Here is a 20,510-nt window from a genome sequence, read left to right on the forward strand (position 1 = left end):
GCGAACATAAAAGCGGCATATAAAAGGGTCGCTTCACAAGGGGTAAAACAACGATCCGGCCACATGCCGGCAAGGGAGCGCCATGTCAGGGGGAACGTTGGCGAGCAAATCTGCTTGGCTGATCAGCGCACTTTGTTGCGCGGCAATCGCCTTCCTGGCGCTGGGCCTCGTCGTGTCTGGTTCAGGTGGGCTTGCCAGCGGCAGCCCTGCTCTCGCCGCCACCGCATCGCGCAGCAGCGGGGGCATCCATCTGGGCGTGGCAACCTGTTCCGGATCCACATGCCATGGCCGCAGCGAAAATGACGGGGCCGTCGTCCGCCAGGACGAACTGATGCGCTGGCAGGAAGAATCCTCCCCATCTGGTGCGCACAGCCGTGCCTTTCGCGTTCTCGCCGAACCACGCAGTCAGGCCATCGCGCAAAGGCTTGGGCTGGGATCGGCCACCACGGCGCCCATGTGCCTCGGCTGTCATACCGATCCGGTTGCAGCGGGCCAGACGGGGCCACGCTTCCAGGTTTCCGATGGTGTCGGCTGCGAATCCTGTCACGGCGGCGCCCAGAACTGGATAGCCAGCCATTATGCCGTCGGCGCGACCCACCAAGGCAATGTCGCCGCAGGCCTCTATCCGCTCACGAACCCCCGCGCCCGCGCCGACAAATGCCTCGACTGCCATTTCGGCAGCGACCGCCCCGGCCAGTTCGTCAATCACCGGATCATGGCGGCCGGCCACCCACGCGTGTCGTTCGAACTGGATCTGTTCTCAACGCTCCAGCAGCATCATGACGAAGATGCCGATTATCTGCGCCGCAAGGGCAGGATCAGCAACGTCCGTATGTGGGCCGTTGGGCAGGCGGCAGCGCTCGATCGTGCGCTTTCGCTCTATTCGAATACCCGGATCGGACAGGACGGGATATTCCCGGAATTCTATTTCTTCGACTGCCACACCTGCCATCGTCGTATCTCGGATGATGCCGGCTTTAGGGCGACTGCGGTCGCCAATCCGGGGCGGCCGATCCCGTCAGGCATGCCCGCGTTCAACGACGAGAACATGATCATGCTCGGGGCCGCAGCGCGCGCTACAGCACCCGCCCTGGCCGGCAGGCTGGATGCCGACAGCAAGGCGTTCCACGCAGCACTTGCTGCGGATCGCGCCTCGGCGATCCGCGCGGCGGCGCGCCTGCGGACGACAGCAGAGGCGCTGGCTACCAGCTTCGCGTCAACCGAATTTACCCGGGCACAGACATTTGCGATTGTCGACGCGGTCACATCCAACGCCATCCTTGCCCGTCTTACCGACTATGAAGGCAGTGTGCAGGCGGTGATGGCGACGGACACCTTGCTGAACGCGCTGGTTAATTCCGGCCAGGTCGGCGCCGGTTCTGCCGCTTCCATTCGCGGTGATATCAATGCTGCCTATGGCGCTGTGCGTGATCCGAACAGCTTTCGTCCCCTCGAATTTCGTGCCGCGCTGGGCCGCGCGGCCAGCGCGATAAGGGCTCTCCGCTGATGCTGCGTACCCGAGTAACAACAACATTATGCGGTGCTTCGCTGCTACTGGCATCCTGTGGCGGCGGGGGAAGTGATTCCAGCACCCCTACCCCGCCCACTCCTACGCCGACATCGCTATATAGCGTGCCGGCCCAGGAGGCGCTCAGCACATCCGACGTTGAGAAAATTCTCGCTCAGGCAATCGAAGAAGCCGCTGCGCGCGGCAAGCCTGCGACGATCGCCATCGTCGATCGGGTTGGCAATGTTCTGGCCGTCTACACCATGGCTGGCGCGCCAACCGACTTGCTGATCAAATCACCGCCCGGCGGACGAACGGTAGCGCAGACGGATATCGAGGGTCGGCTGTTCCCCAACGCCATTGCCGCCGGTGCCATCGCCAAGGCCGTGACCGGCGCCTATCTGTCTTCTGGCGGCAATGCGTTTTCAACCCGCACGGCCAGCGATATCGTGCAGGAACATTTCCCGGTTTCACCCGGTACGATTGGGCTGGAAAGTGGCCCATTGTTCGGTGTGCAGTTCAGTCAGTTGCCATGTTCCGATTTCTCATCACGCTTCACCGGCACGGCGAGCGGCAACGCCTTCATCGGGCCTAAGCGATCTCCCCTCGGGCTGGCAGCCGACCCGGGTGGCATCCCGCTCTATAAAAGCGGCGTGCTGGTTGGCGGTATCGGCGTCATGTCGGACAGCCTTTACAGCTATGATCCCGACTATCAGGACATTGACAGCGATCCTGACGAGTTGATCGCCCTGGCCGCCAGTGCTGGCTTTGCGGTTCCCGGCCCGTTGATCAGTGGACGCTACACGCGGATCAGCGTTGACGGCACGCTCCTCAAATTTTCGGACGCGCTTCCTCAAGACCTGCGGTTCAGCGGCACTCCCCGGACATTCGCCGCGCTCAACGTGCCAGCGATCGGCTCACTGATCGCCGTGACAGGATATAGCGCGGCTACCATCGTCGCCGGACGAGCCTATGGCTCGGAAGCGTCCGGTATTCGTAAGGCGACAACCGCTGAATTCAACAACGCCGACGCCTTCGTCTTCAGCGATGGTTCGGGAGGCACGCGCTATCCAATCCGGGCCGCGACCGACGCGGGCGATGTGGCGCAACCGTTAACCGCCACCGAAGTCCGCGCAGTGCTGGAAGAAGCCTTTCTGATCATGGGCAAGGCGCGCGCCCAAATCCGCAAACCAGACGATAGCCGCGCGCAGGTTTCCCTGTCGGTCGTCGATACGCGAGGGGTGATTCTCGGCATCGTTCGTTCGCCCGACGCCCCCATATTCGGTTCCGATGTCGCGGTGCAGAAGGCTCGTACTGCAGCCTTTTTCTCCAACGCGCAGGCCGGCTCCGACCTTCTCGCCGAACCAGGACCGATCTCGCCAGCGGTGGCGCCTAACGTCACCGACGCCCGCGGCTATGTCAGCGCGGCGCGGACGTTCCTGAACGATCCATCAGCGCTTACTGGCAAGGTCGCGGTATCGGATCGCTGGTTTGGCCTGCTGACGCGACCTTATTTTCCGGATGGCGAAGTCGGCAAGCCGAATGGCCCCTTCTCCCAGCCGATCGGTAATTTCAGCCCTTTTTCAACCGGTCTGCAAACTGCGCTGATCTTCACCAACCTCGCCCAGCATGTTCAGTTCGTGACCGGTGCATCAACCACCGACACGCGCCAACGCTGCACTTTTCTGCCTGATCATGGCCCATCGCAGAATCGTTTGCAGAACGGTATCCAGATATTCCCCGGCGGCGTCCCCATCTACCGTGGCAATGTGCTGATTGGCGCGATCGGCATATCGGGCGACGGGATTGATCAGGATGACATGATCTCCTTCCTTGGCCTCCACAATGCCGGGCTTCGCATCGGCGGTATTGGCCACCCGCTTCCTGCGGCACGCGCCAGCCAGATTGCTTTCCCGGCGACAAGAGGTGGCTTCCTGCCTTACGTGCAATGTCCGTTCGCACCGTTCCTCGGATCACAGCAACAGAATGTCTGCGAAGGGAAATAGGCAGCGATGCTGATCTCCACCCCTCTCGCGCATTTCGCCGTGGCCTTGGCTGGCGTTACGTCCACCACGTCGCCACCAGCGCCCCTCTTGGACAATGGTGCCACCGAAACACATCAGGCAGAACCGGTACTCGAATTGACGCAGGCGATGGTCGACGTGCCAGACGCTCCAGCCGACACGCCGGCCCTTACTCCACAGGCGCAGGCAATGCCCGACATCCAGACGGGCGTTGATGCGGAGGACGCCCTGATCGATGGTCGCCGCCGTCCCGGAACCCAAAAGGGACTGCCCGAACCGATCGTTCAGCAAAATGACGGCGCGGTTCGTCCGCCGCCACCAGAAGCCTTCCCCGTTGATCAGTTTCCGATCCCCGATCGCTGGCGGCTTGTGCAGGCACTTTGCCCCGACAAGAATTTCCCCGGTGTCGCGACGACCTGCCGATCGATCTTCGATCCCTATCACCAGAATTTTCTGAAAGGCGATCGCCCGATCGACCTTAAGTCAAAACCGGGGTGGCTGCCGATCAAGGGGGATGACTGGTTTTTCATCGTCAATGGCGTGTCGGATACCGTCATCGAGCCGCGATCCTTTCCGCAGCCGATCAACCGACAGCTCAATGGCCAGCCCAACGACAACGATGTGTTCGGACGCAGCGAAAGTATCGTTGCGTCGCAAACCTTCATCTTCGGCGCCTCCCTGCTCAAGGGATCGACAGCGTACAAGCCACCCGACGTAGAATATCGGGCAATTCTCGCCTATAATATCAGCTATGTTGATGTCGGCGAACGACGCATCCTGTCGGTAAAGCCGTCCAAGAAAAGCCATCGTCGCGACGCGTTCCTCGGCGTGCAGGAACTGTTTCTCGACTATCACTTCCGCAATGTGTCCGATCGGTTCGATTTCGATTCCGTCCGTGTCGGCATACAACCGTTCAACATGGATTTTCGTGGATTCCTGTTTCAGGATAACCAGCTAGGCATCAGGTTCTTCGGCAACCGCGACAACAACCGTGTCCAGTATAATGTCGGTGCAATCTGGCGGCTGGAAAAGGATACCAATTCCGGTCTCAACAGCGTGGTCCAAACCCCACGCGACGACTTTATTTTCTATGCCAATCTGTTTCGCCAGGATTTCCCGCTGCCCGGCATCACAAGCCAGGTCAGCGTCACGCTGAACATGAATCGCGAAGGCGACGGCGAAATCCACCTCGATGATAACGGCTTTCCTGTGCGGCCCGCCCTGCTAGGCACGTTGCGTCCGCGTGAATATGACGTCAGCTACCTCGGTTATGCAGTGGACGGCCGTATCGGCCGTCTGAACATCACCGGATCGATCTATGGCGCACTGGGCGAGGATCGAAACAGCTTCTTCACTGACAAACCAGCTAAAATCCGCGCTTTGTTCGGTGCCGCCGAACTCAGTTACGATTATAATTGGATGCGCTTTCGCCTGTCGGGCCTTTATGCGTCAGGCGATGGCAATCCCTACGACAATCGCGAGACCGGCTTCGACGCAATCTTTGAAAACCCGCTCTTTGCCGGTGCCGACACCAGCTACTGGATCCGCCAGTCCGTTCCCTTCGCCGGGGGTGGACGCGCGGTGGGCATCAACGGCCGCAACGGTATTCTCAATTCGCTACGCTCCTCCAAGGAAGAAGGTCAGTCGAACTTCAACAATCCTGGCACGATGCTGCTGGGCGTTGGCGGCGATTTCGATCTGACTCCGAAATTTCGAGTGTCGACGAACATCAACCATCTCTGGTTCGAAAACACTGCGACGCTGCGAGCGCTGCGTATCGAAGGCAGTATTCCCAAGGAGATTGGCTGGGACTATTCGATATCAACGATATGGCGCCCTTCCGCGGTCCAGAACGCCGTTTTCCGATTGTCCGCCGCCATTCTCGACCCGGGAAAAGGATTTTCCGATCTTTTCAGCAATAATAAGGGCGACAACCGCTATTACTCGGTTCTGTTCAACGGGATTCTGACCTTCTGATGCGTATCGGGGCGAACATTCTGAGGCGAGCCGCGAACCATGTGGCGCTGGGTCTAATGGCGCTGACTGCCACGGTCGGCATTTTCGGCGCGAGCCAGGGAATCGCGGCCAAAGGCGAGAAACCGCGCAACATCAAATACACCTTCACGCCACCAGCTCCACAAAGCCAGGGCTGGCCGGAAGCAGACGAAAAAAGCGCAGGTTGCGTGTCTTGTCATACCGCCAGTGATCAGAAGACGATGCACACGTCACCTGCAGTCGTGCTCGGCTGTGTGGACTGCCATGGCGGCGATGCCACGGTGATGGGCGATGCCAGCCTAAAACACGATGCGCCAGCCTATGTTGCCGCACGCGACAAGGCACATGTCCTGCCGCGTTATCCGCAGGCCTGGCACTGGCCGTCGTCGGCCAATCCCAAGCGCAGTTATACCTTGCTCAACCGCGAGGCGCCTGAATATGTGCGCTTCGTCAACCCGTCCGATTACCGCGTCGCGCGCGAGGCCTGCGGCGCTTGCCATATTGAGATCATCGAAGCGGCCGAACGGTCCCTCATGTCAACCGGCGCAATGCTGTGGGGTGGCGCCGCCTATAATAACGGCATCGTCCCGTACAAAAACTACATGTTCGGCGAGGCATATACCCGCAACGGCCTGCCTGCGCAGATCAAATCACCAGGGACGCCGCCGGGCACCGTAACCGAGGCCGAGGCCAAGCGCGGCGCACTCGCCACGATGTATCCCTTGCCGACCTGGCATGTCATCCCACCCGGCGACGTCTTTCGCGTGTTCGAACGCGGCGGCCGCAATATCGGCACGCAGTTTCCAGAAATCGGCTTGCCGAATATTGGTGGCACCATTCAACGACTGGAAGAACCCGGCAGACCGGATCTGCGACAATCGAACCGTGGTCCGGGCACGGGCTTGCGTGTCGCGATCCCCGTCCTCAATGTCCACAAGACCCGCCTCAACGACCCGTTCATGTGGTTCATGGGCACGAACGACCAACCCGGCGATTACCGCAATTCGGGCTGCGCGGGCTGTCATGTCGTCTACGCCAATGACCGTGAACCCCGTCACAGCCTGACCTGGGCGAAATATGGCCGCGACGGACAGACCGCGACGGTCGATCCGACGATCGCCAACAAGATGGAATCCAGCCACGACACCACCAGCGATCATGGTGGATCCTCCCACGGAGACACAACCCACCAGAAAACGCCCAAGGACAGCGAAGCGGGCAATGTCGCGCATCCGGTAGGAACCGGGGCCAAGGAAAAGGGCCACCCGATCCAGCACGCCTTCACGCGCGCGATCCCGACGGCACAGTGCATGAACTGCCACATGCACCAGCCCAATATCTTCCTGAATTCCTATCTCGGTTACACGATGTGGGATTATGAATCCGATGCGCCGCTGATGTGGCCGAACCCGGATAACCCCCTGCCCCCGCCGCCCGGCAAGCCTGCCGATTACTATAAGAAGCAGAAATATCCGACCGCAGCCGAAGTGCATGCGGTGCTTGATCGTAATCCGGAGGGCGCATCCCCGCGCGGCCTGTGGGCCGATGTGGACTTCCTCCGCAATGTCTATGACAATATCAACCTGCGGGCCAAGGATACTCAGTTTGCCGATTATCATGGGCACGGCTGGAACTTCCGGGCGATCTTCAAGCGCGACCGCGAAGGCAATTTGCTCGACGCGCAAGGGCAGATTGTAAAGGCGGATGATCCTGAAAAGTTCCGGCTGTATCGCAAGAATGCAGCGGGCCAGTTCATTGATGAACATGGCACCCCGGTCGATCCGGCTGACCCCGATCTTGACCTGAAAGCGAAGAAGCTTTTTGCCGACGTTGGCGAACAGCCCGGCAAGGCGATCCATATGATGGATATTCATGCCGAAAAAGGCCTGCAATGCGCCGATTGCCACTTTGCCCAGGACAGCCATGGCAACGGCCTGATCTATGGCGAAGTCGCCAACGCGATCGAAATCGGATGCAAGGATTGTCATGGCACGCCCGATGCGTATCCGACCTTGCTCACTTCCGGCCCCGCTGCACGACCGGGCGGTAACAACCTGTCGCTGCTGCGCAACGCCGATGGCAAGCGGCGCTTTGAATGGGTGGACAAGGCTGGCGAACGGGTGCTGATCCAGCGCTCCATCGTCGATCCGAAGCTGGAATGGGAAGTCAGCCTCGTCAAGGACGCGGTGACGGAAGGTAATGCGCATTTCAACCTGAAGGCCGCCCGCGCCAAGCTGATGGCGAAATCGGGCGCCGAAACCGGGCAATATGCCTTCGGCCCCGGTGTCGCGGTGGAGGATCGTGCGCACAAGGATCCGGACATGGCGTGTTTCACCTGCCATCTGTCATGGACAACATCTTGCGGTGGTTGCCATCTGCCCATTGAAGCAAACTGGAAAACCACCAGTCACAAATATGATGGCATCGAAACCCGCAACTTCGCGACCTACAACCCCCAGGTGGCGCGCGACGAAATGTTCCAGCTCGGCCGCCACCAGACCACCAAGGGCAATCAGATCGCACCTATCCGGTCGACATCGGCGCTGGTGCTGTCTTCGACCAACATCAACCGCGAACGGATCTACATCCAGCAACCGCCCATCTCGGCGATAGGTTTCTCATCGCAGGCGTTCGCTCCGCATTTCCCGCACACGGTTCGCAAGACCGAAACGAAGACATGCACCGATTGTCATTTGTCGGCGGCGAATGACAACAATGCGATCATGACGCAAACGTTGCTGCTCGGCACGAATTTCGTAAACTTCGTCGGGATGAATGCCTGGACCGGCCTTGAGCGGGGTTTTCAGGCCATCCGTGTCACCGAGTGGGATGAGCCGCAGGCGGTGATTGGTTCCTACCTCCACAAATATGCCTATCCCGATTACTGGAAGGCGCATCAGGACCATGGCCGCGAACTCATCGAATGGCGGCGCGGCAAGACATTCGGCAAGAAATTGTCGGGCGAAACGCATGCGGTAGAGGAATTCGCCAATACGCATCAGGGCACGTCCGATGGCGTTCGCTGCCTGCAACTGCGCGGCGAATATATGTTCGTGGCACAGGGCAAGGGCGGGTTCGAAGCCTATGACGTGGCGTCGATCGCGAACAAGGGGTTTTCGGAACGGATCATCACCGCGCCGGTATCGCCGCTGGGCCAGGATCTGAAGATCCGGACACCGAACGCAACATGCATGGCGCTGCCGACGATGCAGGCGATCGCGCCGACGCGGAATACGGAGAGCCTGCGCCAGCTGAACCAGGAACGGCCGTTCCATCCGATCTACCATTATGCCTTCGTCACCGATGCGGTGGAGGGTCTGGTTGTGATCAATGTTGATACACTTGCTGACGGGGATCCACTGAACAACCACTTCAAGCGTGATGCGGTGTGGAACGAAAATGGCGTACTGAAAGGCGCGCGACACATCACGATTGGCGGACATTATGCTTATATTACAGCGGATTCCGGCCTGGTAGTCGTCAACATCGACGATCCACTGCGCCCCAAACTTGAGGCAGTGCTGCCAGTGCGCGATGCGCGGGCGTCCGCCCTGCAGTTCCGTTATTTGTGGGTGACAAGCGCGGATGGCGTGTTGCTGTTCGACGTGACCAACCTGGCAGCCCCCCGCGCGATCCCTGAAGCCACGGTGCCAATCGCCAATCCACAGCGGCTCTATCTGGCGCGGACCTACGCGTATGTCGCGGCCAAGCAGGACGGGCTTGTCATCCTCGACATCAAGAACCCGGAACGACCCGCCATCTATCAAAAGGTGCAGTTTGCGGGCACCGCCCATCCGATCGACGATGCCGAGGACGTGATCGTCGGCACGACCAATGCGTCGCTGTTCGCATATGTCGCCGATGGCCGGAACGGGATGAAGGTGCTGCAACTGACATCACCCGCGAGCCAGCCGAATTTCTACGGCTTTTCGCCCGCGCCCAAGCCGGAACTGATTGCCTGGACGAAAACCAACTCGCCGGCGCTGTCGCTGTCGAAGGGACTGGACCGGGATCGCGGCGTTGATGAAAGCGGCGGCCAGATTGCGGTGTTCGGTCGTCTGGGTTCGCGCCCGTTCACCCGCCCGGAAATGGAGCGGCTGTTCCTTAACCGGCGCGGTTTCCCCTACAAGGTCATCGACACACCATCATTTGATGATTGGGTACCGCTGCGCCGGGCGGCGCGATAGGCCCGTTCGCGCGGGCCATCGCCGGTAAAGACGATGATGACACGCAAACGGCGCCTGCGATCAGGCCACCCCGACTTTCATCGAGATGGCGGCGGCAACGGGGCTATGCAGACATAGTTGTGCGAACACGGTGACAGGGCGGCAAAGCAGCCCTGTCACATCACTCCACCGTGACTGATTTTGCTAGGTTACGTGGCTGATCCACATCCGTGCCCTTGGCCACCGCGACATGGTAGGCCAGCAACTGGACCGGCACGGCATAGACCAGCGGCGCAATCAGCGGATGAACCTGCGGCATTTCGATCGTCGCAACCGTGCCCTCTCCCGCCGCCGCGATCCCGGCGGCATCGGAGATCAGCACCACCTTGCCGCCACGCGCCTGCACTTCCTGCATGTTCGACACCGTCTTGTCGAACAACGGACCAGACGGGGCGATCACGATCACCGGCACATGTTCGTCGATCAGGGCGATCGGTCCATGCTTCATTTCGCCCGCAGCATAGCCTTCGGCGTGAATATAGCTGATTTCCTTCAGCTTGAGCGCGCCTTCCAGCGCCATCGGATAATCCGGCCCGCGCCCCAGATAAAGCACGTCGCGGGCCTTCGCGATCAGCGGGGCCAGCGCCTCAATTTCGGCATCATGCGCCAGCGCGGCGTTCATCGCCGCCGGCCCTTCGGCCAAATGGCGAACGATCGCCTGCTCTTCATCCCGGTTCATGCGGCCCTTGGCCCGCGCAAAATTGGCCGCAAGCGCCGCCAGCACAGCCAACTGGCATGTGAAGGCCTTTGTCGATGCAACGCCGATTTCGGGACCGGCGTGCGTGGGCAGCAGCAGATCCGCCTCGCGCGCCATGGAACTGGTCGGCACGTTCACGACGACGGCGATTTTCTGTCCGCCGGCACGGGCATGGCGCAGCGCCGCCAGCGTATCGGCGGTCTCCCCCGATTGGCTGATGAACAGCGCCAACCCGCCATCTTCGAGCACCGGTTCGCGATAACGAAACTCGGACGCGACATCGAGATCGACCGGGACACGGGCGAACTGTTCGAACCAATATTTGGCGACCATGCCGGCATAAAAGCTCGTTCCACAGGCAACGATCGTCACCCGGCGGATTTCAGCGAAATCGAACTCAGGGATCGGCAGCGCGACTTCCCCAACCAGCGGACGCAGGTAGGAGCCGAGCGTCTGGGCAACCACCACCGGCTGTTCGAAAATTTCCTTCTGCATGAAATGGCGGTGATTGCCCTTGTCGATCAGCGCCCCGGTCAGCCCCGACAGCGTGGCCGGGCGATCGACGATCCGATTGTCGCAATCATGGATCGTGACCGCATCGCGGGTCAGCACCGCCCAGTCGCCTTCTTCGAGATAAGCGATCTTCTGCGTCAACGGGGCGAGCGCCAGCGCGTCGGACCCAAGATAGGTTTCGCCATCGCCAAAACCGACGACCAACGGAGCGCCCAACCGCGCACCGATCAGCAAATCGGGATGCTTGCGAAACAGGAATGCGAGCGCGAAGGCACCGTGCAACCGCGGCAAGACCGCCTTCACCGCATCTTGCGGGCTGGCGCCTGATTCCAGTTCGCGGGCAACCAGATGGCCGACGACTTCGGTATCGGTCTGGCTGGCGAAGACACGCCCTTCGGCGAGCAATTCATCGCGCAGCGGCTTGAAGTTTTCGATGATGCCGTTGTGCACCAGCGTCACGTCACCAACGACATGGGGGTGGGCATTATCCTCGGTCGGTGCGCCATGCGTGGCCCAGCGCGTGTGGGCAATGCCGATCGCCCCCGCCAGCGGATTGCCCGCCAGCTTTTTCGCCAGATTATCCAGCTTGCCTTCGGCACGACGCCGATCGAGCACGCCATCATGGATCGTCGCAATGCCCGACGAATCATAACCGCGATATTCCAGCCGCCGCAGCCCGGCCAACAGCCGATCCGCCACATCTTCACGCCCGATGATGCCGATAATGCCGCACATGCTTGATCATCCGTCCTTATGGAATCGCGCCGCTGTATCAGGCCGATTTCTTCTTCGCCGCCATAACCGCGCGAAAGCGCGCCGCCCAGCCGGGCTTCACATCCTGCACGCCGCGCGCCACGCCGAGCGCATCGGCAGGAACATCACGCGTCACCACCGACCCGGCACCGACGATCGCACCCGTCCCGATGCTGACCGGGGCGACCAGTGCGCTGTTCGATCCGATGAAAGCCCCCGCGCCGATCCGCGTAGGATATTTGAAATAGCCGTCATAATTGCAAGTGATGGTGCCCGCCCCGATATTGGCGCCTTCGCCGATATCGGCATCGCCCAGATAACTGAGATGATTGGCTTTCGCGCCCTTGCCGAGCCGTGCTTTCTTCATCTCGACGAAATTGCCAACCTTGGCCCCCTCGCCCACTTCGGCCCCCGGACGAAGCCGGGCATAAGGGCCGATTTCCGCACCATCGCTGATCGTTGCCCCTTCTATGTGGGAAAAGCCACGGATCGTCACCCGATCGCCCACAATCGCCCCCGGGCCGAAAAATATCTGCGGTTCGATCACGACATCGCGGCCAATCTTCGTATCATGGCTGAACCATACGGTTTCAGGGGCAATCAATGTCGCGCCGTCGGCCATGACCTGTGCCCGACGACGGCGCTGCCATTCAGCCTCGACGCTGGCGAGTTCGGCGCGGCTGTTAACCCCGGCCACTTCCCACGCGTCCACCTCGATCACAGCGGAATGACGGCCATCGGCCCCCGCCAGCATCACGACATCAGGCAGATAATATTCGCCGGCCGCATTGTCATTGCCAACCCGCGCCAGCAATGCCCACAGATCCTTCGCCTTTGCCGCCATCAGCCCGGAATTGCAGAGCGTTACCGCGCGTTCCTGCGGTGTTGCGTCCTTATATTCGACCATTTTGGTGACGACGCCTTCGACGGCGATGATCCGGCCATAAGCCAGCGGATCAGCCGGACGAAAACCGAGCACGACGGCCGCAGGTGCATCCAATGCGTTTAACCGTTCGAGCATCCGCGCCATGGTTTCGGCGGTAACGAGCGGGACGTCGCCATAAAGCACCAGCACATCGCCTTCGAAACCGCCAAGCGCCGTTTGGGCCTGCTGCACGGCGTGTGCGGTTCCGAGTTGAGGTTCCTGCACGACGACCTGCGTGTGCGGTTGCACATGCTTTTCAACCTGTTCGCGCCCTGACCCGACAACGACCAGGCTGGTGGCCGGCCCCAGCGTATCGACCGTCGCGAGCAAATGACTGAGCATCGGCCGCCCGGCAATCGGGTGGAGAACCTTATGGAGATCGGACTTCATCCGCGTCCCCTTGCCGGCGGCCAGAACGATCGCGGCAAACGGACGGGAAGGCAGATTGATGGCATCGGACATGCACGTTCCCTGCCACAGGGTGCTTGCCAAAGCCATAAGCCGCAGGCGAGAGGAGACGGATGAATGATTTTCCTTTCTCTGTCGTCGCTTTCGATCTCGATGGCACGCTTGCCGACACCGCGCCGGACCTGACCGCCGCGCTCAACCACGCACTGGGAGAACTCGGCCGGCCACCGATTGCGGCGGCCGACGTGCGCCACATGGTCGGCCACGGCGCCCGCGCGCTGCTGCAAAAAGGGTTATCGGCGACAGGCGACGTCAATGAGGCGCTGATCGAGCGCGGATATCCGATCTTTCTCGATCATTATCATGCCCATATCGCGGATCATTCATATCCGTTCGAAGGGCTGGAAGCCGCGCTCGACACGCTTGCCGCGCGCGGCGTGAAGCTGGCGGTTTGCACCAACAAGCTCGAAAGCCTCGGCCATGAACTGATCGGCGCGCTGGGCTGGCGGGATCGTTTCGTCTCGCTGGTCGGTGGCGACACGCTAGCGGTGCGTAAACCCGATCCAGCCCCGCTGTTCGAGGCGATCACACGCGCAGGTGGCGGGCGGGCCGCTTTCGTCGGCGATTCGATCACCGATACGGATACCGCGCGCGCCGCCGGCATCCCGTGCGTCGCCGTCACCTTCGGATTTTCCGACAGGCCCGCCGAGCAATTGGGCGCCGACGCGCTGATCGACCATTATGACCAGCTTATTCCGGCACTTGAACGATTGGCCGGTTGAAACAGCGCATCGGATGGCGCCTGTAACAATCGCGGCCTAATGTGCGATCATGCCTGTGCCTACATCGATCCGTATCCTGCTTTCTTCCGTGGCCGCCGGCGCCGGGTTCGGCCTTTCGTGGATGCTGGGCGCCAGTGGCGAACCAGCCACGCTTACCGCTGCGATCGCGGCGCTCGGGGCCTGGCTCGCGTGGAGATCGACCGAGACTGAACCGGCATCGCCGCCCGTTACCGAAGAGCAGCCACAACCCAGCCTGGCCGAAGTGCTGGAGGCGATCGACGATCCGATGCTGCTGGTGTCGGGCCAGATCGTCGTCATCGCGAATCAGGCCGCGCGCGCCGTATTGGGCGATCATATTCTGGGCGAGGATGTCCGGCTGGCGATCCGTCACCCGGCCGCAACCGACCGGCTGACCCTGCGCGGGGCGGCCGGTGACACAGCGGACGCCAACCCGATAGAACTGGTCGGCATTGGCGATCGCGAGCGCCGCTGGGAACTGGTGGTACATCCGATCTGGGGGCGTGGCCTGTTGGTTCGCCTGTCCGATCGCACCGGCACCTACGCGGCGGAACGGATGCGCGTCGATTTCGTCGCCAATGCCAGCCACGAACTGCGCACGCCGCTCGCCACCCTGATCGGCTTCATCGAAACGCTGGAAGACGGCAAAGCCGCCGAAGACCCCGCCACGCGCACCCGTTTCCTCAAGATCATGTCCGGGGAAGCGAAAAGGATGCAGCGGCTGGTAGCCGATCTGATGTCGCTGTCGCGGATCGAGGCGGAAAAATACAGCCTGCCGCAAACACCCCAGTCGCTTGCGCCCCTGATCGCCGAGGTACGAGACGCGCTCCACAGCGGCATCGTCGCCGACAAGGAGCGCATCCTCGTCGACATCGCGCCCAACGTTCCGCCGGTTGCAGGCGATGCCGCGCAACTGTCGCAACTGCTCCACAATGTCATCGGCAATGCCTTGAAATATGGCCGGCCGGGATCGCCGGTCCGCGTTTCCGTAAAGCCCGCGCCGGGCAATATGGTGCGCCTGGCGGTGCGCGATGAAGGCGAAGGCATTCCGCCACAGCATATCGCCCGCCTCACCGAGCGCTTTTACCGCGTCGATCCCGGCCGCAGCCGTGCGATCGGCGGCACGGGCCTGGGCCTTGCCATCGTCAAGCATATTGTGGAGCGACATCGCGGCCGTCTGGAGATAAAAAGCGAAGTCGGCACGGGCACGGTCGTCACCATTTTCCTGCCCGCGGCACAGCTTCCGGCGGCACTGTCATCAAACCGTCATGCAAGTGTCACAGAGGACACCTCAAACGCGATTAGCGCGGGCACCGACCCGGTGTAGCGCCGGACTCGAGGGAGGACGATTTGGCCAAGTTTCACTATCTGATCGGTATCGCAGCCTTTGCGCTGGCCGGATGCCAGGATCAGGGCGGCAAAAGCAGCGATGCAGCCGATGGCGGCGCGCGCGATCAGATCCGCGTGGTGGGATCGTCCACCGTCTATCCGTTCACCACCGCAGTGGCCGAGCAGTTCCCGCGCAAGTTCGGCAGCTTCAAGGCGCCGATCGTCGAATCGACCGGCACGGGCGCCGGCATCAAGCAGTTCTGCGCCGGCGTGGGCGCGAAATTCCCGGACATCGTGAACGCGTCACGCCAGATCAAGAAATCCGAACTCGACGGTTGCACCAAAAACGGTGTGACCGAGATGGTCGAACTTCAGATCGGCATCGACGGGATCGCGCTGGGCGAAAGCAAGGCCGGCGCGAACATGGGGTTGACCGAAGAAGACGTCTACAAGGCCCTCGCCGCCAACCCCTACGGCAAGCCCAACACCGCCAAAACCTGGAAAGACGTGAACCCGGCGCTGCCGGCGACCGCGATCAAGGTGTTCGGCCCGCCGCCAACCAGTGGCACGCGCGACGCTTTCGCCGAACTGATCCTTGAAAAGGGTTGCGACGCAAACCCCGAGATGAAGACGCTGAAGAGCAGCGACAAGGACAAGCACAAGGAAGTGTGCACCAAGGTCCGTGAAGACGGCGCCTATGTGGAATCCGGCGAAAATGACAATCTGATCGTGCAGAAGCTGGTCGCCAACCCCGATGCCATCGGCATTTTCGGTTACAGCTTCCTTGAGGAAAATCTCGACAAGGTTCGCGGCGTCAAGCTGCAGGGCGTCGAGCCGACCTATGACACGATCGCCAGCTACACCTATCCCGGTGCCCGCCCGCTCTACATCTATGTCAAAAGCGCGCATCTGAAGGCCATTCCCGGCCTGAAGGAGTTCGTGGGCGAATATGCCAGCGCGTGGAACCCCGACGGCTATCTGAAGCGCCGTGGCCTGATCTCCGCACCGGACGATATCCGTGCGAAGAATCTCGACATCGCGACCAAGCTGACGCCGATGGACCCTGCGACCGTCAAATAAAGTGACAAGGCTGCCCCGGCCGACGCTGGGGCAGCCTTGCCCGATCAAACGGAAGGCTAAGCCTTGTCGATCCTCGCCATCCTGTTCCTGATACTGGGCCTGGGCCTCGTCGCGTGGTTCTCCGCGCGCGCGAAGGCCGCCGGTTTCCAGCCTGTCGGGGGCATAAGGCCGCATAGCCGGCCCAATCATCATGGCTGGTATGTCGCCTTGTGGGCGATCGTACCTGCGCTGATTTTCCTCACCATCTGGGGCAATGTGACGCCGGGACTCGTGATGAGCACCGCGCTTGAAAGCCCTGTTGCCGCCACTTTGCCCGAAGACGGCATGGAACGCTCAGCCATTCTGTCCGAACTGCGCGGCCTCGCCAGCGGCAAGGTGGACGGTGGCTTCTATCCGCAGGCACAGGAATTGCTGCCGGCCTATCAGGCGGCGCAATCCCGATATGGCATGGCCGGCAGCGCGCTGGCCGTGATCCTGGTGTTCGCTGGCGGCCTTTACGCCTTCACCCGCCTCGCCCCGGATTTTCGCGCGCGGACCCGCGTCGAACGGGTGGTGATGATCACCCTGCTGGTCGCATCGCTGATCGCGATCCTGACGACGATCGGCATCGTTTCCTCGCTGCTGTTCGAAACGATCCGCTTCTTTTCAAAGGTCTCTCCGGTCGAGTTTCTGTTCGGCACGACGTGGAGCCCGCAAACCGCGATGCGCGCCGATCAGGTCGGCTCGTCCGGCGCGTTCGGCGCGATCCCCTTGTTCTGGGGTACGATCTTCATCGGCGCGATCATCGCGATGGTGGTGGCGATCCCGCTGGGCCTGATGAGCGCGATCTACCTCACCCAATATGCCGCCCCACAGGTGCGCAAATGGATGAAGCCGATCCTGGAAGTCCTCGCCGGCGTTCCCACCGTCGTCTATGGTTATTTCGCCGCGCTGACGGTGGCTCCGGCGATCCGCGATTTCGCCGCGATGACTGGCATTCCCGGCGCGTCTTCGGAATCCGCGCTCGCCGCCGGCCTTGTCATGGGCATCATGATCATCCCGTTCGTTTCGTCGATGGCCGATGACTCGATCGCCGCCGTGCCGCAATCGATGCGCGACGGCAGCCTGGCGATGGGGGCCACCACATCCGAAACCATCCGCAAGGTGCTGGTGCCCGCCGCCCTGCCGGGCGTTGTCGGCGGCGTTCTGCTGGCTGTCAGCCGCGCGATCGGTGAAACCATGATCGTGGTGATGGCCGCCGGCCTGGCTGCCAACATGACCGCCAATCCGTTCGCCAGCGTGACAACGGTGACGACCCAGATCGTCCAGTTGCTGACCGGTGATCAGGAATTTGACAGCCCGAAGACGCTTGCAGCCTTCGCGCTTGGCCTTGTCCTGTTCATCGTCACCCTGCTCCTCAACATCGTCGCGCTGCGCGTGGTGAAGAAATATCGGGAAGCATATGAATAGCGCCATCCCCGCCGTCGGCCCGGCCCGCGTGCCCACCGACTGGAAGGGCGCCGCGATGCAGAACCGCATCCGCCGCCGCTACGCCTCCGAACGCCGTTTCAGACTGCTCGGGCTGTTTTCGGTCCTGCTGTCCGCCGCCTTCCTCGCCTTCCTGCTGATCACCATGGTCGGCAATGGCGCACGCGGCTTCACTCAGACCGAAATTCGTTTGGCCGTCGACTTTCCCAAGTCGTCGCTGATGATCGATGCCGCCGCACTTCATGGCGCGGGCGCACAAGCGGCGCTGGCCAGCGCCGATATCGAAGGTGTGGTAGCCCAGGCCGCCGATGCCGCTTTCGGTGAGGGCGGGGCGCGCATGCTCTCCGATGGGGCCTGGCTCAGCGTGCGCGATGCGATCGCCGAAAATCCTGCGATCATCGAAGGCAAGGCTGAAATCTGGGTGCCGGCGGCGACCACGATCGATCTGGCCGCGAAGGGCGATGCTGCGCCCGAGGCCGAGGCTGCTTACAAGAAGCTGCAGGATGCCGGCGCGGTGAAGACGGGGATCAACCTCACCTTCCTCACCAAGGCGGATTCCACTGATCCGACGCTGGTCGGCATCTGGGGCGCGTTGAAAGGATCGCTGGTGACGATGTTCGTCACGATCCTGATCGCCTTCCCGATCGGCGTGCTTTCGGCCCTCTATCTTGAGGAATATGCCCCGCGGAACCGCTGGACCGACCTGATCGAGGTTTCGATCAACAATCTGGCAGCCGTGCCTTCGATCATCTTCGGCCTGCTCGGCCTGGCGGTGTTCCTGAATTTCATGCACCTGCCACGTTCCGCCCCCTTGGTCGGCGGGTTGACCCTGGCGCTGATGACGATGCCGGTCATCGTCATCGCCGGCCGCAACGCGATCAAGGCGGTGCCGCCGTCGATCCGCGATGCGGCGCTGGGGATCGGTGCAAGCCGGGTGCAGGTGGTGTTTCACCATGTCCTGCCGCTCGCCTTGCCCGGCATCCTGACCGGCACGATCATCGGCATGGCCCGTGCGCTAGGCGAAACGGCCCCGCTGCTGATGATCGGGATGCGCGCCTTCCTGGCTTCGCCGCCGGGCGGGATCACCGATCCGGCCACCGTGCTGCCGGTGCAGATCTTCCTCTGGTCGGACGAAGTCAGCCGTGGCTTCGTTGAAAAGACCAGTGCCGCCATCATCGTCCTGCTGGTGTTCCTGCTCGCGATGAACGGCCTCGCAATCTACCTCCGCAACCGGTTTGAAAGACGCTGGTAATGAACGATCAGACCCTGAACGAGATCGCCGCGCATCAGTCGGCGGCGATCGGCGAAACGCTGAAGATGACGGCGCGCAACGTGAACGTCTTTTATGGCCAGAAACAGGCCATCAAGGATGTTTCGATCGACGTGACGCAGGAAAATGTGACGGCCTTCATCGGCCCGTCAGGCTGCGGCAAATCCACCTTCCTGCGCACGCTGAACCGGATGAACGACACCGTTTCTTCGGCACGCGTCGAAGGCGAAATCACGCTGGACGGCGAGAATATCTACGCGCCGTCGATGGATGTGGTGCAGCTTCGCGCCCGCGTGGGCATGGTGTTTCAAAAGCCCAACCCCTTCCCCAAATCGATCTACGAAAACGTGGCCTACGGGCCGCGCATCCACGGCCTGGCATCATCCAAGCCGGACATGGACGTGATCGTCGAAAAGTCGCTGAAACGCGCCGGCCTGTGGGAAGAGGTGAAGGATCGCCTGACCGATAGCGGCACCGCGCTGTCGGGCGGCCAGCAACAGCGGCTGTGTATCGCCCGTGCCATCGCGGTCGACCCGGAAGTGATCCTGATGGACGAACCGTGCTCAGCACTCGACCCCATCGCGACCGCCAAGATCGAGGAACTGATCCACGAACTGCGCGGCCGTTATGCGATCGTCATCGTCACGCACAACATGCAGCAGGCCGCGCGCGTCAGCCAGCGCACCGCATTTTTCCACCTCGGCACGCTCGTCGAATATGGCGACACGTCGGAGATCTTCACCAATCCCCGCCAGACGCGGACCAAGGATTACATCACCGGCCGTTACGGCTGAGGAGAGCAGGCACATGGCCACCACCGGGCATACCGTAAAAGCTTTCGACGAGGATCTGGGCCAGCTGCGCGCGCTTGTCGCCGAAATGGGCGGGCGGGCGGAAGCGGCACTGGCAGACGCGATCCAGGCGCTGGTGCGCCGTGATCTGGATGCCGCCGCACGCATCGTCGAAGAAGATCAGCGCATCGACGCGCTGGAAGTGGAAATCGAACGACAGGCGATCCGCCTGATCGCGCTGCGCGCGCCGATGGCGGATGATCTGCGCGAGGTGCTGGCCGCGATGAAGATCGCCGGCGTCATCGAGCGGATGGGCGATTATGCCAAGAATATCGCCAAGCGCGTTCCCGTGCTGAGCGACACCAAGGGGATCGAGCCGATTTCGATCCTGCCGGCGATGGCGCGATCGGTTTCGGACATGGTTCGCGCCGTGCTCGACGCTTACGCCCGCCGCGATGCCGAAGGCGCGGTGCGTGTCGCCGAAAGCGACCGCACGGTCGATGATTTCTACAACAGCATCTTCCGCGCGCTGCTGACGCACATGATGGAAAATCCACACACCATCACCGCATCGACACACCTGCTGTTCATCGCCAAGAACCTCGAACGCATCGGCGACCATGCGACCAACGTTGCCGAAATGGTCTATTATGCGGCCACCGGCCACCAGATGGCCGAGCGGGCAAAGGGCGAAGATCCGCTCGCCACCGGGGAGGAATAAGGCC

13 protein-coding genes are annotated in these 20,510 nt (G+C 61.7%); 11 read left to right on the forward strand and 2 right to left on the reverse strand.

Features of this window, described 5'->3' with window-relative positions:
* The first annotated feature begins 97 nt into the window (after positions 1-97).
* From KC8_RS03030 to KC8_RS03045, 4 genes are read left to right on the forward strand one after another with little or no spacing between them, the layout of a single operon-like run.
* The gene (locus KC8_RS03030) at positions 98-1,507 is read left to right on the forward strand and encodes a multiheme c-type cytochrome (protein WP_010125091.1); all 1,410 of its coding nucleotides are present in this window, start codon (positions 98-100) and stop codon (positions 1,505-1,507) included.
* On the forward strand, positions 1,507-3,513 hold the full coding sequence (locus KC8_RS03035) for a heme-binding protein (RefSeq protein ID WP_029624471.1): 2,007 nt from the start codon (positions 1,507-1,509) through the stop codon (positions 3,511-3,513). Before KC8_RS03030 ends, KC8_RS03035 begins: the two co-directional genes overlap by 1 nt.
* Before the next feature lie 6 nt (positions 3,514-3,519).
* On the forward strand, positions 3,520-5,508 hold the full coding sequence (locus KC8_RS03040; protein WP_010125088.1) for a hypothetical protein: 1,989 nt from the start codon (positions 3,520-3,522) through the stop codon (positions 5,506-5,508).
* Positions 5,509-5,564: 56 nt separating this feature from the next.
* Positions 5,565-9,713, forward strand: a complete 4,149-nt coding sequence (locus KC8_RS03045) for an LVIVD repeat-containing protein (protein ID WP_010125086.1) — start codon at positions 5,565-5,567, stop codon at positions 9,711-9,713.
* Between the two features lie 160 nt (positions 9,714-9,873).
* On the opposite strand, the gene glmS is transcribed toward KC8_RS03045, so the two are convergent.
* Positions 9,874-11,697 carry a glutamine--fructose-6-phosphate transaminase (isomerizing) gene (gene glmS / locus KC8_RS03050; protein ID WP_010125085.1) on the reverse strand — a complete coding sequence of 608 codons (1,824 nt, stop codon included), beginning with the start codon at positions 11,695-11,697 and terminating at the stop codon, positions 9,874-9,876.
* Positions 11,698-11,734: 37 nt separating this feature from the next.
* Positions 11,735-13,084 (reverse strand): bifunctional UDP-N-acetylglucosamine diphosphorylase/glucosamine-1-phosphate N-acetyltransferase GlmU, encoded by a 1,350-nt coding sequence (glmU, locus tag KC8_RS03055; protein WP_192807693.1) that lies wholly within the window; start codon positions 13,082-13,084, stop codon positions 11,735-11,737.
* Positions 13,085-13,161: 77 nt separating this feature from the next.
* On the opposite strand from glmU, the gene gph reads away from it, so the two are divergent.
* The 7 genes from gph (at position 13,162) to phoU (ending at position 20,506) form a co-directional block, all read left to right on the forward strand.
* Positions 13,162-13,830 (forward strand): phosphoglycolate phosphatase, encoded by a 669-nt coding sequence (gene gph / locus KC8_RS03060; protein ID WP_010125083.1) that lies wholly within the window; start codon positions 13,162-13,164, stop codon positions 13,828-13,830.
* 49 nt (positions 13,831-13,879) lie between these two features.
* Positions 13,880-15,175, forward strand: a complete 1,296-nt coding sequence (locus KC8_RS03065; protein ID WP_010125082.1) for an ATP-binding protein — start codon at positions 13,880-13,882, stop codon at positions 15,173-15,175.
* A 23-nt stretch (positions 15,176-15,198) separates the two neighbouring features.
* Positions 15,199-16,257 carry a substrate-binding domain-containing protein gene (locus KC8_RS03070; protein ID WP_010125081.1) on the forward strand — a complete coding sequence of 353 codons (1,059 nt, stop codon included), beginning with the start codon at positions 15,199-15,201 and terminating at the stop codon, positions 16,255-16,257.
* A 63-nt stretch (positions 16,258-16,320) separates the two neighbouring features.
* A complete protein-coding gene (gene pstC, locus KC8_RS03075) occupies positions 16,321-17,706 on the forward strand; it encodes a phosphate ABC transporter permease subunit PstC (RefSeq protein ID WP_010125080.1) in 1,386 nt (461 codons plus the stop codon).
* Positions 17,699-18,976, forward strand: coding sequence for a phosphate ABC transporter permease PstA (gene pstA / locus KC8_RS03080; protein ID WP_010125079.1), 1,278 nt, complete (start codon positions 17,699-17,701; stop codon positions 18,974-18,976). Before pstC ends, pstA begins: the two co-directional genes overlap by 8 nt.
* A gap of 65 nt (positions 18,977-19,041) precedes the next feature.
* Complete coding sequence (gene pstB, locus KC8_RS03085; RefSeq protein WP_050805386.1) at positions 19,042-19,788, forward strand: phosphate ABC transporter ATP-binding protein PstB; 747 nt, start codon at positions 19,042-19,044, stop codon at positions 19,786-19,788.
* A gap of 13 nt (positions 19,789-19,801) precedes the next feature.
* The gene (gene phoU / locus KC8_RS03090) at positions 19,802-20,506 is read left to right on the forward strand and encodes a phosphate signaling complex protein PhoU (protein WP_010125077.1); all 705 of its coding nucleotides are present in this window, start codon (positions 19,802-19,804) and stop codon (positions 20,504-20,506) included.
* Positions 20,507-20,510 lie beyond the last annotated feature (4 nt).

Origin of the sequence: Sphingomonas sp. KC8 (assembly GCF_002151445.1) — a bacterium.
In the GTDB taxonomy this organism is placed as follows: domain Bacteria; phylum Pseudomonadota; class Alphaproteobacteria; order Sphingomonadales; family Sphingomonadaceae; genus Sphingomonas_E.